This is a genomic window from Actinomadura sp. BRA 177, from assembly GCF_013372625.1.
Classification (GTDB): domain Bacteria; phylum Actinomycetota; class Actinomycetes; order Streptosporangiales; family Streptosporangiaceae; genus Spirillospora.
This window is the reverse complement of the sequence record NZ_JABXFD010000255.1, coordinates 1-15,295: the sequence shown is the minus strand read 5'-3', so window position 1 is coordinate 15,295 and position 15,295 is coordinate 1. Positions and strand designations below refer to the sequence as shown.

Here is a 15,295-nt window from a genome sequence, read left to right as displayed (position 1 = left end):
GTAGAGAGAGTGGACGTAGGAGGGAGGGCGTCCATGACCGCTGTGGCCGGGAGGCGGCACCGTCCGGTCGAGTTCGTCGATCGGGGCGGGCTGGCGCGCGACCTTGGCAGGGTTGTGGAGGGGGAGGTCAGGTTCGATCCGGGGTCGACCGCGTTGTATGCGAACGATGCGTCGATCTACCGGCAGATTCCGGTCGGGGTTGTTGTGCCGCGGCACGCGGGGGACGTCGAGGCGGCACTGGAGGTGTGCCGGCGGTACGACGTGCCGGTGTTCGGGCGCGGGTGCGGGACGGGTCTCGCCGGGCAGAGCGTCAACGCGGCGGTGCTCTTCGACTTCACCAAGTACATGAACGAGATCGTCGAGCTGGATCCGGAGGGGCGGACGGCGCGGGTGCAGCCGGGCGTCATCTGCGACCAGCTCCGGAACGCGGCGGGGGAGCACGGGCTGACGTTCTCGGTGGACCCGGCGACGCACGACCGGTGCACGCTCGGCGGGATGATCGGCAACAACTCGTGCGGGACGCACTCGGTGATGGGCGGCAAGACCGTCGACAACGTCCTGGAACTCGATGTCGTTACTTACGACGGGACGCGGATGACCGTGCGGGCCGGGGATGTCCCGGCTGTGGACGGGCGCGAGGGTGAGATCTACCGGGAGTTGCGGGGGATCGCGGAGCGGTACGGGGATCTCATTCGGGAGCGGTATCCCGACATTCCGCGCCGGGTGTCCGGATACAACCTCGACAGCCTGCTGCCGGAGAACGGGTTCGACGTCGCGAAGGCCCTGGTCGGGAGCGAGTCGACGTGCGTGCTGGTGCTGGAGGCGAAGGTCCGGCTGCTGCCCGATCCGGCGCATCACGCGCTGCTGGTCATCGGGTATCCGGACGCGGTGACGGCGGCCGAGCACGTGCCGGAGCTGCTCGGCACGGACGGGCTGATCGGCCTGGAGTGCTTCGACGCCGGGGTGATCGACAACCTGGAGGCGCACGGCGCGCACATCCCCGGGATCGACGACCTGCCGGAGGGCGGTGCGTGGCTGCTCGCCGAGTACGGCGCGGACACGCAGGAGCAGGCAAACGAGCTGTGCGAGACGGTGAAGGCGCGTCCGCACGGCGGGCACCCGAAGCTGTTCGAGGAGCCGGAGGGGCAGGAGCAGATCTGGGAGGTCCGGCGCAGCACGATCGAGTTCACGCGGCTGCCGGGGCAGCATTCCGGGCTGGCCGGGTGGGAGGACGCCGCGGTTGCGCCCGAGAAGCTCGCCGATTATCTGCGCGACTACTGCGCCTTGGTCGAGCGGCACGGCTATCACACCGTTGTTTTTGGGCATTTCGGGCAAGGGTGCATGCACAACCGGCTCGATCTGGATCTGCAGACGCCCGAGGGCATCGAGAATTTCCGGAGTTTCCTGGAGGAGGCCGGGGACCTCGTCGTCCGGTACGGCGGGTCGCTGTCCGGCGAGCACGGGGACGGGCAGCTGCGCGCGAACCAGCTCGCGAAGATGTACGGGCCCGAGCTGGTCGCGGCGTTCGGCGAGTTCAAGGACGTCTTCGACCCGCGCCGGCGGATGAACCCCGGCAAGATCGTCGCGCCGTACCGGCCGGACCAGAACCTGCGGCTCGGCACTGATTACCGGTCCCGCGAGGTCAGCACGTTCTTCCAGTACCCGGAGGACGAGCGGAACTTCGCCGACGCGACCAACCGCTGCTTCGGTATCGGCAAATGCCGGCACGTCGAGGGCGGGACGATGTGCCCGAGCTTCATGGTCACCCGCGAGGAGAAGCACTCCACGCGGGGACGGGCGCGGCTGCTGTTCGAGATGATGAGCGGCCCGCTCAGCAAGGACGGCTGGCGCGACGAGAACGTCAAGGAAGCCCTTGATCTGTGCCTGTCCTGCAAGGGGTGCAAGGGCGACTGCCCGGTATCGGTCGATATGGCGACGTACAAGGCGGAGTTCCTCGCCCACTACTACAAGGGGCGGCTGCGGCCCCGCCAGGCGTACGCGCTTGGCCTGATCCCGCTGTGGGCGCGGCTCGGTTCAACGGTTCCGGGCCTGGTCAACGGGCTGCTCGGCAACCCGGTCACCGGACGCCCGCTGCGGCTGGCCGCCGGGATCGAGCCGGAGCGGGCCGCCCCCGCGCTGGCCGCCCGCACGTTCCGGGACTGGTTCGCGGCCCATCAAGGCCCAGAAAGCGGGCGGCCGGTCATGCTCTGGCCCGACACGTTCACGAACTTCTTCACGCCCGAGGTCGGCATCGCCGCCGTTGGCGTCCTTGAGGACGCGGGCTACCAGGTGCGGCTGCCGGACGACGCGCGCCTGTGCTGCGGCCGTCCCCTCTACGACTACGGGATGCTGCCGACGGCCCGGCGCTGGCTGCGCCGGTCGCTGGACGCGCTCGCCGAGCCGATCTCCGACGGCGTCCCGCTGGTCGGCCTCGAACCGAGCTGCCTCGCCGTCTTCCGCGACGAGCTGACCAACATGTTCCCGGACGACGCCGACGCGCACCGCCTCGCCGGGCAGTCGTTCACCCTCGCCGAGCTGCTGGCCCGGGACGGCTACGACCCGCCCGCAATCGACCGTGACGCCCTCGTCCAGGTGCACTGCCACCAGGGCGCCGTGCTCACCCACGACTCCGAGCGCGAGCTGATGGAGCGCGCCGGCCTGCGGCTGGACGTCCCGGACTCGGGTTGCTGCGGCATGGCCGGGTCCTTCGGCTACGAGCGCGGCGAACGCTACGCGGTGTCGCGGGCGGCGGGGGAGCGGGTGATCCTGCCCGCCGTCCGGGAGGCGGCCGATGAGACCGTGATCGTCGCGGACGGGTTCAGCTGCCGGGAGCAGATCGTCCAGGGCACCGGGCGCCGGCCGCTGCACCTCGCCCAGATCCTGCGGCTCCCGGACGACGCCGGCCCGGGCCGTCCCGAGGACTGGTGCCGGGAGGCGCCGCCAAGAACACCACTGGGTCCCCTGCTGGCCGGCGCCGCGGCGGCCGTCGCCGCCGCCGGGACCGGGGCCTACGTACTGCGCAGACTTCTAGGAGGATCCCGATGAGCGAAGAACGCACCGCATCCGATGTCCTCGTCGACCGCCTCCAGGAGTGGGGCGTCGAGGTGATCTTCGGGCTGCCCGGGGACGGCATCAACGGCCTCATGGACGCGCTGCGCAAGCGGCACTCCGACATCAAGTACATCCACGTCCGGCACGAGGAGGTCGCCGCGATGGCGGCCGTCGGGTACGCGAAGTTCACCGGCAAGCTCGGCGTGTGCTTCTCGACGTCCGGGCCCGGCGCCGTCCACCTGATGAACGGGATGCTGGACGCCAAGACCGAGCAGGCGCCGCTCCTCGCCATCACCGGGATGACGTACCACGACCTGATCGGCACGTCGTACCTGCAGGACGTGAACATCGACTACCTGGTCAACGACGTCGCGATCTTCAACGAGCGGATCATGGGGCCGCAGCACGTCACGAACGTCGTCGACTACGCCTGCCGGACGGCCCTCACCCAGCGCGGCCCGGCGCACATCGCGTTCCCGATCGACTTCCAGGCCGCGCCCGCCGACAGCGGGCAGCGGTTCCAGCGGAACGTGCCGGGGCACACGTCCGCGTCCTACCAGCCGCCCGTCCGCATCCCGGAGCCGGGCCTGATCGAGCGGGCCGCCGAGACGCTGAGCGGGAAGGCGAAGGTCGCGATCCTCGCCGGCGCCGGGGCGCGCGGCGCCGGGCCGGAGCTGGAGGAGACCGCCGAGAAGCTCGGCGCGCCGATCATCAAGGCGCAGCTCGGCAAGGACTGCGTGCCGGACGACAGCCCCTACACGACCGGGCCGATCGCGCTGGTCGGGAGCCGTCCGAGCGAGGAGGCCCTGGAGGAGTGCGACGCGCTGCTCATCGTCGGCTCGACGATGCCGTACATCGAGTACTACCCGTCGCCGGGGCAGGCGGTCTGCGTCCAGATCGACGACAAGCCGGAACGGCTCGGGCTCCGGTACCCGGTCGACGTCGGTCTCGCCGGCGACGCCGCCGCGACGCTGCGCGCGCTGCTGCCGCACCTGGCCCGCAACGAGGACCGCTCGTTCCTGGAGAAGGCGCAGCGCGGCATGGCCGACTGGTGGGCGCTGATGGAGGAGCGCAGCACCGACGACCAGACGCCGATGCGCCCGCAGACACCCGCGTGGGCGCTCAACGGCGCCCTCACCGACGACGCGATCGTCTGCGGCGACTCCGGGACCGTCACCACCTGGGTCGCCCGGCAGGTCAAGACGCGCGCCGGGCAGAAGTTCTCCTTCTCCGGGACGAACTGCTCGATGGCGGCCGCGCTGCCGTACGCGATCGGCGCGCAGTCCGCCTACCCGGACCGCCAGGTCGTCGCGTTCACCGGCGACGGGTCGCTGACGATGCAGCTCGGCGACTTCCTGACCTGCGTCCAGCACGGGCTCCCGGTCAAGATCATCGTGATCAAGAACAACACGCTCGGGCTGATCAAGTGGGAGCAGATGGTGTTCCTCGGCAACCTCGAGTACGGCGTGAACATGGCGGGCCTCGACTTCGTCAAGTACGCCGAGGCGTGCGGGGCGCGCGGCATGCGCATCGAGGACCCGAAGACGTGCGCCGAGCAGATGCGCGAGGCACTGTCGTGGGACGGCCCGGTCATCGTCGAGTGCGTCGTCGACGCGCACGAGCCGCCCTACCCGGCGCGGGTGAAGAAGGACCAGGCGGAGAAGCTGCTGTCCGCGCTGCGCGAGGGCACCCCGAACCGGCGCCGCATCGCGCTGCAGATGGTGAAGGACATGCTGGACGAGTCGTCGTTCGACGCGAGCCCGGCCAGCCCCGTCCCCGGCAAGGTGGGGCAGGCGGCGGCCAAGGTCGCCGACAAACTGCGCCGCGATACGGACGAGGAGCCGCGCTAGTCCGCGGTGAGGCCCGGCGGCGGCGGGTCGCCGTCGTCGGCGACCTCCACCGCCCTGACCGTCAGGTCGGTGCCGCCGCTGATCGTCACGTCGGTGCTGCCGCACGGGCACGCGTCGAGCGGCCCGCGCGCCGGGAAGGACGTCCCGCAGCCGGCGCAGTCGGCCACGCCCTCGGGCTCGGTGATGTCGAGCCGGGCGCCGGCCACGCACGTCCCCTCCCCGACGGACGCGAAGCAGATGCGCACCGCGTCCGGCATGACTCCGGAAAGCTTCCCTATTTCGAGGTGGACGACCGCCACCCGTGAATCGGGCATTTGACTGCAAATTGCCGCTATGACGCTCTCCGTGACGGCCAGTTCGTGCACGCGTGCTCCGTCCGCTCTCCGGGCCGTTTCCGTAGCTCAGGCGCTTTTCCCGGTGCCCCTGATCTTCCTCTTCAAACCCTGCCTTTACCAAATCCGAGTGCGCGGCCCGCCGCTTTCCGGACGGTGTTTCGGTCCCATCCGGCCGGGCAGTCCGCAGTGGTAATGATCACTGGGGGAGAGATGGTCACTGCGTGGGAGGCGGGCCTGAGCGGCGCGCCGGAACTCGGCCTGGACCTGCTGGCGATCGAGGCCGACGCGTTCGCGGCGCCGCCGGCGCTGCACCTGCGGGTCCGGCTGCGGCGGCCGGACGGCGGGCCCGTCCAGTGCGTCCTGCTCACCGCGGCCGTGACGATCGCGGCGGCGCGCCGCGACTACGACGACGCCGAACGCGAGCGGCTCACCGGCGTGTTCGGCACGCCCGACACGTGGGACAGGACGCTGGGCGCCCTGCCGTGGGCGCGCATCGGCGCGACCGTGCCGACGTTCACCGGCGGGACGGAGGTGACGCTGTCGCTGCCGTGCGGGCACGACGCGCATACCGACGCCGACCGCTACCTGCACGCGCTCGACGGCGGCGACGTCCCGCTCGACCTGGCCTTCGACGGCACGGTGTTCTGCCCCGGCGCGGACGGGACGTCCCGCACCCGGCAGCTCCCGTGGCACCACGAGGCGACGGCCGTCCTGCCCGTCCAGGCGTGGCGGGACCTGGCGGACCAGGACCAGGGCGCCGCCCGCTGGCTCCGCCTGGACGACGCGTGCTTCGACCGGCTGGCCGCCTACCGGGCGCGCCGCGCGCACTCCTCGTTCGACGACACGGTCGACGAACTGCTCCGGCGGGCCGAGGCGCGGCGCGAGGAGGAGGAGTGGACCGGGTGAGGGCGGTCGCGGGCCTCGCCTGCGGGCGGGAGCTGACCGCGGGGAGCCGGGTCCGGCTGCGGCCCCGCGGCGGCGCGGACGTCTTCGACCTCGTCCTCGTCGGCCGCTCGGCCACCGTCGAGCGGGTCGAAGCCGACCCCGACGGCGGGCTCCACCTGGTCGTCACCGTCGACGACGGCCCCGGCCGGGTCGGGCACCGGTGCTTCATCGGGCTGGACGAGGTCGAGCCGCTGCCGCAGGACGAACCGTCCCGCAAGGTGCTCGTCGCCGGGATCGGGAACGTGTTCCACGGCGACGACGGGTTCGGGGTGGAGGTCGTCCGGCGGCTCGCGGGACACCGGCTGCCGGACGGCGTGGACGTCACCGACTTCGGCATCCGCGGCATCGACCTGATGTGCGCGCTCGGCGACGGCTACCGGACGGTGATCCTGGTCGACGCGGCCGCCCGCGGCGACGCGCCCGGCACCGTCTCCGTCGTCGAGGCGGACGCGGACTCCGGCTTCGGCGGCGCCGTCATCGACGCGCACGGGCTCGACCCGGCGCGGGTGCTGCGGCTGGCCCGCGAGAACGGCCCGGTCCCGCCGCGGATCCTGCTGGTCGCGTGCGAGCCGTCGGCGCAGAACGCCGACGCGACGTGGGAGATGGAACTCAGCGTGCCGGTCGGCGTGGCCGTCGACGAGGCCGTCCGGCTGGTCGAGCGGCTGCTCGTCCAGGAACTCGTGTAGAGGGGATCGGGGATGAGGAAGGGAATCCACGTCCGCCCGGGCGCGGCCCGGCTGATGATCGCAGTGCTCGCGCTCGCGGTGATCGGCGCGGTGGTCAGGGAGATGCCGGCGATGCGCCGGCGCCGCACGTGACGGAGCCGCCGATCGGACAGCGGCCATGACGACGATCGACAAGCAGCTCGTCGGCTACCTGAAGGACGCGCACGCGCTGCAGGAGCACGTCGAGGCCACGCTGAGCGAACTGCTCACCACACTGGCGGACGAGCCGGACATCTGCCGGCGGCTCGGCCGCTACGCCGAGCGGACCCGGCTGCACACGCGGGAGATCGACGCGCGGCTGCGGGCGCACGGCTCGTCCCCGTCCATCGTCCGGGACGCGGGGCAGCTGTTCGCCGCCGTGCTGGAGGCCGGGCTGGGCCGCAGCCGCCGCGACCCGGCCGGCCGGCACATGCGGGACGCCTACGTCGCCGCCCACCTGCAGATCGCGGCCGCCGAGATGCTGCGCCGCGTCGCCGACCGCGCGGGGGACGCGGAGACGGCGCGGGTCGCGACGGCGATGTGCGACGACGCGCACGACATGTCGGCGGAACTGTCGGACCGCTGGGACCTCGCCGCGGACCTGTCGCTCCGGCAGCACGGCCTGAAGGACTGACGCAGGAGGCTCACTGATGACCATGTGGGAGGAGCAGGTCCTCGACACGGCCCGGCTGCGGGACGACGCCGTCACCCTGGCGCACGGCTCCGGCGGCGAGGCCACCCGCACCCTGATCGACGCGGTCTTCAGGGAGGCGTTCGGCAACCCGCTCCTGGACCGTCTGGACGACTCGGCGCGCTTCGCCGTCAACGGCGCCGATCTGGCCTTCACCACCGACTCCTATGTGGTGTCCCCGCTGTTCTTCCCGGGGGGCGACATAGGCGAGCTGGCGGTCAACGGCACGGTCAACGATCTGGCAGTTTCGGGAGCGTCCCCGTTGCATTTGTCCGCTGCTTTCATTATCGAAGAAGGTTTCCCGGTCGCCGATCTGCGCCGCATCACCGAATCGATGCGCGATGCCGCCGATGCCGCCGGTGTGGACATCGCCACGGGGGACACCAAAGTCGTCCAGCGCGGGAAGGCGGACGGCTGCCACATCAACACTTCCGGTGTGGGCGTCGTCCATTTGCCGCCCACGGGCGAAATGCGTCCTGGCGACGCCATCCTGGTCACCGGACCGATCGGCGACCACGGCGCCACGATCATGCTGGCGCGCGGCGAACTCGACATCGCGGCGGACCCTTTCTCGGACGGACTGGTCTCGGACGAACTGGTCTCGGACACGGCGCCGCTGAACTGCCTGCTCGCCGACCTCGCCACCTGCTGCCCGGGCGCCGTCCGCCGGATGCGCGACGCCACGCGCGGCGGGGTCGCGACCGTGCTGCACGAGATGGCAGCGGAATCGGGCCTGGCCGCGCTGGTGGACGAGGACGCGATCCCGGTGCGTCCCGCCGTCCGGGGCGCCTGCGAACTCCTCGGCATCGACCCGATGTACGTCGCCTGCGAGGGACGGGCCGTGGTCGTGGTCTCTACCGAAGCCGCGGAGGCGGCCCTGGCCTCACTGCGCGCCCACCCGCTGGGCGCGGACGCCGCCGTGATCGGCCACGTGCACGACGACCCGCCCGGCACCGTCCTGCTGAAAACCGGTGACCCCCTACCGCGCATCTGCTGACGCGGCCGGGGTAGCCGATGCCCATGGCGGGGAGACGGCTGAGCGGGGTCCCATTGCGCGGCAGCTATCCCGCCGCGGTGGCGATGGCGCTGCTCGCGCTGTGCCCGTTCATCGTCCTGTCGACCGCGTCCCTGCTGCTGCGGCAGCCGCTGATGCGCGACCTGGGTGGCGGGATGTTCGGCGCGCAGCTGGCCGGGGGCCTGTCCAACGCCGGGTACTCGTTCGGCGCCGTGGCCGCCGCCGACCTGATCCAGCGGGTGCCGGGCCGCCTGTTCCTCACCTGCGAGGCGGGATTCGTCGCCGGCTCGCTGCTGGCCGCGCTCGCACCGGGCATCGCGCTGTTCACGGCCGGTCGGGTCGTGCAGGGCGCCGCCACCGGCATGCTGCTCGTCGCCGCGCTCCCGCCGCTCGTGACCAACCACGGCGCCGAGAAACTGCCGCTCACCGCCGCGTTCGTCAATCTCGGCCTGTTCGGCATGGTGACCCTGGGACCGCTCGTCGGCGGCATCGCGGAAGGCTTCGCCGCCTGGCGGGCCCTGTTCATCGGGACCGCGGTGCTCGGCGTCATCGGCCTGCTGATCGGAGCGCTCGCCTTCGAACGCGCCGAACCGCCGTCCCGCCGCATCGGATTCGACTACTCGGCGATCCCGGTGGCGGCCGCCGCGACGGTCCTGCCGTTCTTCGGCGTCTCCTGGCTGAGCCGGGGCTCGTTCACCTCCATCGGCTTCCTGCTGCCGGTGATCCTCGGCCTGCTGGCGCTCGGCACCCTGATGGTGCGCCAGTACCGCAAGCCGCGGGCGCTGATGCCGCTGAAACTGCTGGCGCACACCCTGCCGGTGACCGGCGTGTCCATCGCGATGGTGGCGGGCGCCGGGTTCACCACGCTGATCGAACTGGCGGTGATCTACCTGCTGGACGTGGCGCACCGGCCGCCGATGGAGACCGGGGCGCTGCTGGCCACCCAGATCGCCGGCCTGGTCGCGGCGGCCTGGCTGTTCAAGACGATGCTGACGACACGCTGGCTGCCCGCGCTCGCGTTCACCGGGACGGGCCTGGTGGCGGCCGGCGGCGCGCTGCTGCTGTGGCTCCCGCCGGTCCCCGTCATCGCGGTCGCGGGCGCCCTCCTCGGCTTCGGCGCCGGCGCGGGCGTCGCCCCCGGTCTGTTCATGGCCGGGCTCAGCGTCCCGTCCAACCGGCTCGGTCCCACGTTCGCGCTGGTGGAACTGCTGCGGGCGGAGGCGGCCTTCCTGATCGGCCCGGTCCTCGTGCACATCGCGATGCTCAGCGACGACCTGGCGCAGGGGATACGCCTGACCATCCTGATCATGGTGCTGATCGTCCTCGCGGGCGCCGTCGTCCTGCTCGGCCTCCTCCTCGCCGGCAGCGCCCGGCCGCACGCACCCGACCTGCGTTCCTGGCTCGCCGGCGAGTCGCCTGCCTACCACTCACCCCGCCTGGGCGCCGCCTTCCGCGGCCAGGGGCCAACCTGAGGTCAGGTCGCCGGGCCGCCGCCGAACGAGATCTCGTTGCCCTCGGGATCGTGGAAGGTGGCGTGGCGGACGCCATTGGGGTAGGTCTCGCGCTTGACGGGCTCGATGCCCCTACCGGCGATCTCGGCGAGGCGCGCGTCGAAATCGTCCACAAAGACCGTGTTCACGGCATGGCCGGCGCGCTCAGGCCGGTACTCGACGGCCACGGAGCGATGCTCGGCCAGTTCCCACACGGCCTCCGTGTCGCCGGCGACGAACGTCGGCGGAGCACCGAACAACCTCTCGTACCAGGCCAGCGCCTCCGGATAGTCGCTGACGGGAATACCGGCGAACAAGTCGACACTCATCCGCCAACCCTAATTGATCAAGCATCGCGAGCCCTCCGGGCGGTCATCGGGTGCGGAGGGCCTTCTCTATGGCCGCGAGTTTGTCGGCCAGGTGAAGTAGGGCGCCCACGGACGGGTCTTCGGTGTTGCCCGCGAGGGTTTGGGAGCGTTGGTAGGCCGACTTGATTTCTGTCCAGCGGGCTTCCTGGGCGGTGGTGAGCGTGCCGCGGAGTTCGGCGAGTTTGAGGAGGTTGGCCTCGGCGTCCGAGGTCAACGTCTGTGATTCGGCTCGGTAGTGGTCGTCTATCGTCGCCTCTAGTTCGGACGCGTTCATTACCGGGAGGATGCGTTCGGCCAGCTTGTTCATGTCGCGGTAGGAACCCTGGAGGCGGAACGGGGGCTCGGTGCGGGACGCGTCGTCCTGGGCGGCCGAGGCTATGTAGGCGCGGTTGACCGTCAGGACGGTTTGCTGGACGTGGAGCAGCTTTTCGAGAACGGAGAGGATCTCGTCCAGTTCGGCTTGGGAGTACGGGTGCGACAGGCGGTCGGGGCGGACGGTCCGGTCCCCGGAGGCGAGGCGGACGAGCAGTTCCACGTCGGACCGGTCGTGCGTGGTCAGAGGCGCGAGGACGGGGTTCGAGGTCAGCGTGTTCTCGATGTAGCTGAGTGCGAACAGGTCGTCCTTACCGGAAAGGACGTCGCCCAGGTTCCACACGTCCGCGCGATTGGCGAGCATGTCGGGGATGCGGAAGCGCTGCCCGGATTCGGTGTACGGGTTGCCGGCCATGCAGACGGCGAAGCGCTTGCCGCGCAAGTCGTAGGTGCGGGTCGCTCCCTCGATGCGGCGCTGAGCGTCGCAGAGGGGAATGAACTTCTGCAGCAATTCGGGTGACGTGTGCTGGATGTCGTCCACGTAGAGCAGGACGTTGTTTCCCATTTCGAGCGCGAGGTTGATTTTCTCGACTTCGCGGGCCGCCGTTGCGTTGGGGGCTTGGGTCGGGTCCAGAGACGTCACGTCGTGGCCGAGGGCGGGGCCGTCCACTCGGACGAAGGCCAGGCCGAGGCGGTCGGCGACGTACTCCATGAGCGTCGTCTTGCCGTAGCCCGGAGGTGAGATGAGCAGGAGCAGGCCCATCTGGTCGGTGCGCTTACCGTCGCCGGTGGCGCCGAGTTGTTTGGCCAGGTTGTCGCCGATGAGGGGAAGATAGACCTCGTCCACGAGGCGGTTTCGGACGAACGCGCTCATCGTGCGGGGCTTCAAGTCGGCCAATCCGAGGCGCTTCTCTTGCGACGCGATCAGGTCGTTGCGAGTTTTCTGGTAGGCGCGGAAAGCCGGGACGCGCTCCGTACGGAAGTGGTGGGTGCGCGCCAGTAGCTCGTCCAGGCGCAGGGAGAGGCGACGGTCGATCACGCGCGGGTGGTTGCCGAGCAGGTCCTCGATGGTGGCCGTCACGGCGGCGGGGGAGTCGTAGCGGGCGGACGCGCAGAGGAGCGTCGCCACCGCCTCGGGGACGTCGGCCGGGTCGCCGTCCGCGCCCGTCCCGAGGTAGGCGGCGAGCCAGGCTTCGGCGAGCTGGTGGCGCGCGGCGAGGGTTCCGGCGCCGCGCAGGTCGTCGTCCAGGGTGATGTCGCCCAGGGCTTGGGCGAAGCTCTTCAGGAGAGTGCGGGCGCCTTGGCTCGTCACGAAGCCGTCCGGTACGCCGGCCAGCTCTTCGATCAGGTATTCGGCGGTGAGCGGGTCGGGTCCGGGCAGGCCGTTCGCCGCGGTGAAGCCGGCGACGGACGCGGCGAGTTCGGCGGTCAGGCCGGCCAGGGCGTCGGTGCGTCCGAACGCCTGCCGGGCGCGGACGAGGGAGCGGGCGCGGGTCGTCCACGTGGCGCGTTCGGCCTCGTCGGGGCCGTGTGCCCAGAAGAGCTGCGCGGCGGCCCGGGCCGGGCCGGGGTAGCGGAGGAGGCCCGCGTCGGTGTGCAGGCGCAGCAGTGTTTCCAGGATGCGGGCCGCGTCGTGGTCGTGGACGCCGCGCTCGTAACCCTCGTCGTAGCGGTCGGCGGCCACGTCCCGGACGAGGGACAGCAGACGGCCGTCGGTGGCGGCCTGCCGCAGGTCGTCCAGGGGCGACGAAGAAAGGATCGACGTCGCCAGGTACTCGGCGCGGTACGTTTCCGGTGTTTCCGAGACGAGCGTCTGGCGCCACAGGTGGCGGGTCGCCGCGAAGCCCTCGTCCTGGACGGCCGCCCGGTAGTCGGTGCCCGTGATCGCGAAGGCGACGGTGTCGCGGTGCGGGACGAGGGTCAGCTCGATCGGACGGGTGTTGACCGCGAACCGGTGCCGGCCCAGCCGGATCGTCCCGCCGTCGTCCCCGTACAGGTCGAGGCGGTCGCGCAGCGTCCGGCCGGCCTCCTGGCGGGCGGCCTTGACGCGTCCGTCCAGCTCCTCGGCGCGGACGTCGTCGTCCAGGCCGCGCAGCTCGTCGGCGATCGAGCGGAGCCTCGCCACCATCGCGTCGGTCGCGAAGTACGTGTTGACCTCGTCCGGCGACGCGAGCGTCGCGGCGCGGCGGCGGACTCCGGAAAGAATGCGCTCGGCGGATTCGGTCAGCCGGTCGGTGCGGCGGGCGCGCTCGTCCAGGAGCGACTGCTTGCGGGACGAGAACGCCTCGTAGATCTCGGTCCGCTTCGTTTCCAGCTCGGCGAGGAACTCGTCCAGCTCGGCGAAGCGCGCCTGCAGGGTTTCCAGGCGGAGGAGCAGGCGGCCGAGCTGCTCGTCGCAGCCCTCGGGCGTGCCGGCGGTGGCGAGGGCGCCGGCGATCGACTGGTCGAGCAGCGCCAGCTCGGCGGCGAACGCGGCGCGTCCCTCGCGTCCGAGCAGGTCACGGCGCCGGTTGTCGAGGACGGCGCGGGCCCGGTTGAGGCCGCCGAGCACCTCGCCGACCCGCTCCAGGATCGCGGTCCGGGCCGTCGCGTCGGTGATGTCCAGGTCGCCGACGACCTCGGTGACGACCTCCAGCCCCTCGTTCTGCGCGGCGAGGCGGTCGGCCAGCGGCGCGGCGTCGGCGGCGGTCTCGATCGCGCGGGCCGCCTCGGAAAGACGATCGACCTCGGCGTGGTAGCCGGTGAACGCGTCCGCGCCCTGGAGGAACCCGACCGCGCCCTGACCCGCGTCCCGCAGCTCGGCCTGGACGGTCTCGGAAAGTTCATCAAGTCGAGCCAGGTCGACGTAGCGGAGGTCGCGCAGAGTTTCCAGACGTCCCTGGGCGCGGCGGAACTCGGCCAGCGCGGATATCCAGCCGTCGGCCGTCGACGGCGCCTCGGCCCGCGCCCGGCGGATCAGCGCGGCGATCTGGTCGACCGCCTCGGAAACAGCGGAAACAGCCTCCTCGGTGAGCGCGCTGACCTTCTCGTACTCGTCCAGCACCTGCCCGGCGGTCGAGCGGACGTCCGCCAGCGGCGCGGCGACGCCGCCCAGCTCCTCCTCGGCCAGCCAGTGGTACAGGTCCGCGACCCGCGTGCACGACGAGATCAGCGCCTCGAACACCCGGGCGGACGGCGACATCTCGTCCACCATCCGGGTGATCGACAGGCATTCGGAGATTCCGCGCACCAGGTCGGCGTTCCCGACGCGCTCCAGCGGCCCGGTGCCGACGGGCTGCGCGGCGGCGTGCGCGTCCGAAACGTACGGGGTCGCCCAGATCTGCATCGGGTGGACGCGGGTCGGTTCGTCGGAGAAAGCCCGCATCACGACGAGCGTCCCGTCCTCGAACAGGGAGTACCCGTGGCACGTGACCGGCGTCGCGACCCGCTTGCGGATCACGTTGTACGGCAGCAGCAGCGACCGCCCGTCCTCCCGCGAGTGGAAGACGTAAAGGACGTCCTCCCCGTTCGGGGAGCGGACGACCCGCTCGTACTCCAGTCCCGCGACCTCGGTGTCGAACGTCTTCGCCGCGCCGGTGTCCAGGTAGTAGCCGCCCGGAAAGAAGATCCCGTGGTCATCGGGCAGCCTGCGGCACGCCTGCTCGATGCCGTCGAGCCGCGTGACCTCCTTCGTGCGGACGTTGAACACCAGGTGCCGCCACGCCGGCTCGTTGTACGGCCGGATCCGCAGCAGGATCAGCGCCCCGACCCGCGCATGCAGGACGTCGGCGTCCGCGAGTGACTGCAGAGGCTCGTCCACCGGCTCGGAGTAGATCCCCTCGCCGGTGCCGGTGTTGTCCTCGATCTTGACGGTGAGGGTGCCGCCGATCGTCTCGACGAACACCTCGCCCTCGATCGAGATGTGCGGGTGCCGTCCCAGCACATGGTCGTCCCGGGTGGTCTCGACCCAGTCGACGTCGTGCGCCGCCGGAAACGCGTGGTCGCGTTCGCCTTGATTGTCCTCATACGCGACGCTGCCGTCGGGGTCCGTCCGCCACCGCAGGACGCGCAGGTCCGACAGCCGCGGGCCGGTCTGGAAGACCGCGAGCAACCGCCCGTCCACCAGCCGCAACTGGAGCAGCCGCGCCTGCCGGTAATACCGGTACATGTCGGCGAAGTCCCGCAGGAAGTGCGGGTCGTCCAGCAGCCCCGGCACCGCCTCCGGCCCGACGGCCGCGAACGCGATGCCCTCCTCGCCCCGCGTGAACCTGTGCAGGGAGAACACATCACCGACCGCCGTCTCCGGCTTCAACCCGAGGAAGACGTTGTAGCCGAACAGCATCACGTCGCCGAGCGCCACCACATCGCGCGGCACGCAGTTGTGCCCGGTCCGGATCCGCTCGGTGCCGGCCAGCCGCATCTCCGCGCCGCCGAACACGTCCAGCCGCCGCGCATTCAACGCCTCCGCGCGCCGCGCCAGCTCCCCGGCATGCTCACCGAGCCGCCCCCGCAACACCTCGTACGTCCCGTGGTCCAACTCGGCCCCGCCCGTACC

10 protein-coding genes are annotated in these 15,295 nt (G+C 71.4%); 7 read left to right on the top strand and 3 right to left on the bottom strand.

The window, feature by feature from the left end; all coding sequences use genetic code 11:
- Nucleotides 1–33 precede the first annotated feature (33 nt).
- Together HUX53_RS10590 and HUX53_RS10585 are read left to right on the top strand one after the other, a co-directional pair.
- Nucleotides 34–3,045, top strand: a complete 3,012-nt coding sequence (locus HUX53_RS10590; protein WP_176402985.1) for an FAD-binding and (Fe-S)-binding domain-containing protein — start codon at nt 34–36, stop codon at nt 3,043–3,045.
- A complete protein-coding gene (locus tag HUX53_RS10585; protein ID WP_176402984.1) occupies nt 3,042–4,901 on the top strand; it encodes a thiamine pyrophosphate-dependent enzyme in 1,860 nt (619 codons plus the stop codon). The genes HUX53_RS10590 and HUX53_RS10585 overlap by 4 nt, the downstream gene beginning before the upstream one ends.
- Here the strand turns inward: HUX53_RS10585 and HUX53_RS10580 are convergent.
- On the bottom strand, nt 4,898–5,266 hold the full coding sequence (locus HUX53_RS10580; RefSeq protein WP_176402983.1) for a hydrogenase maturation nickel metallochaperone HypA: 369 nt from the start codon (nt 5,264–5,266) through the stop codon (nt 4,898–4,900). The two genes, HUX53_RS10585 and HUX53_RS10580, sit on opposite strands and share 4 nt — an antisense overlap.
- A gap of 180 nt (nt 5,267–5,446) precedes the next feature.
- Here HUX53_RS10580 and HUX53_RS10575 point away from each other — a divergent pair, with 180 nt between their 5' ends.
- The 5 genes from HUX53_RS10575 to HUX53_RS10555 all read left to right on the top strand — a co-directional run bounded on the left by HUX53_RS10575 (nt 5,447) and on the right by HUX53_RS10555 (nt 10,063).
- Nucleotides 5,447–6,142 carry a DUF6084 family protein gene (locus HUX53_RS10575; protein WP_176402982.1) on the top strand — a complete coding sequence of 232 codons (696 nt, stop codon included), beginning with the start codon at nt 5,447–5,449 and terminating at the stop codon, nt 6,140–6,142.
- On the top strand, nt 6,130–6,867 hold the full coding sequence (locus tag HUX53_RS10570; protein WP_309237156.1) for a hydrogenase maturation protease: 738 nt from the start codon (nt 6,130–6,132) through the stop codon (nt 6,865–6,867). The genes HUX53_RS10575 and HUX53_RS10570 overlap by 13 nt, the downstream gene beginning before the upstream one ends.
- Before the next feature lie 157 nt (nt 6,868–7,024).
- Nucleotides 7,025–7,519 carry a DUF892 family protein gene (locus HUX53_RS10565; RefSeq protein ID WP_176402981.1) on the top strand — a complete coding sequence of 165 codons (495 nt, stop codon included), beginning with the start codon at nt 7,025–7,027 and terminating at the stop codon, nt 7,517–7,519.
- A gap of 16 nt (nt 7,520–7,535) precedes the next feature.
- Nucleotides 7,536–8,573, top strand: coding sequence for a hydrogenase expression/formation protein HypE (gene hypE, locus HUX53_RS10560; protein WP_176402980.1), 1,038 nt, complete (start codon nt 7,536–7,538; stop codon nt 8,571–8,573).
- Nucleotides 8,574–8,596: 23 nt separating this feature from the next.
- A complete protein-coding gene (locus tag HUX53_RS10555; protein ID WP_217919310.1) occupies nt 8,597–10,063 on the top strand; it encodes an MFS transporter in 1,467 nt (488 codons plus the stop codon).
- A gap of 2 nt (nt 10,064–10,065) precedes the next feature.
- On the opposite strand, the gene HUX53_RS10550 is transcribed toward HUX53_RS10555, so the two are convergent.
- Nucleotides 10,066–10,410: a VOC family protein gene (locus tag HUX53_RS10550; RefSeq protein WP_176402978.1), complete on the bottom strand. Its 345-nt coding sequence runs from the start codon at nt 10,408–10,410 to the stop codon at nt 10,066–10,068.
- A 43-nt stretch (nt 10,411–10,453) separates the two neighbouring features.
- Entirely contained in the window at nt 10,454–15,277 is a 4,824-nt protein-coding gene (locus HUX53_RS10545) for a DNA repair ATPase (RefSeq protein ID WP_255205125.1), read from the bottom strand.
- Nucleotides 15,278–15,295 lie beyond the last annotated feature (18 nt).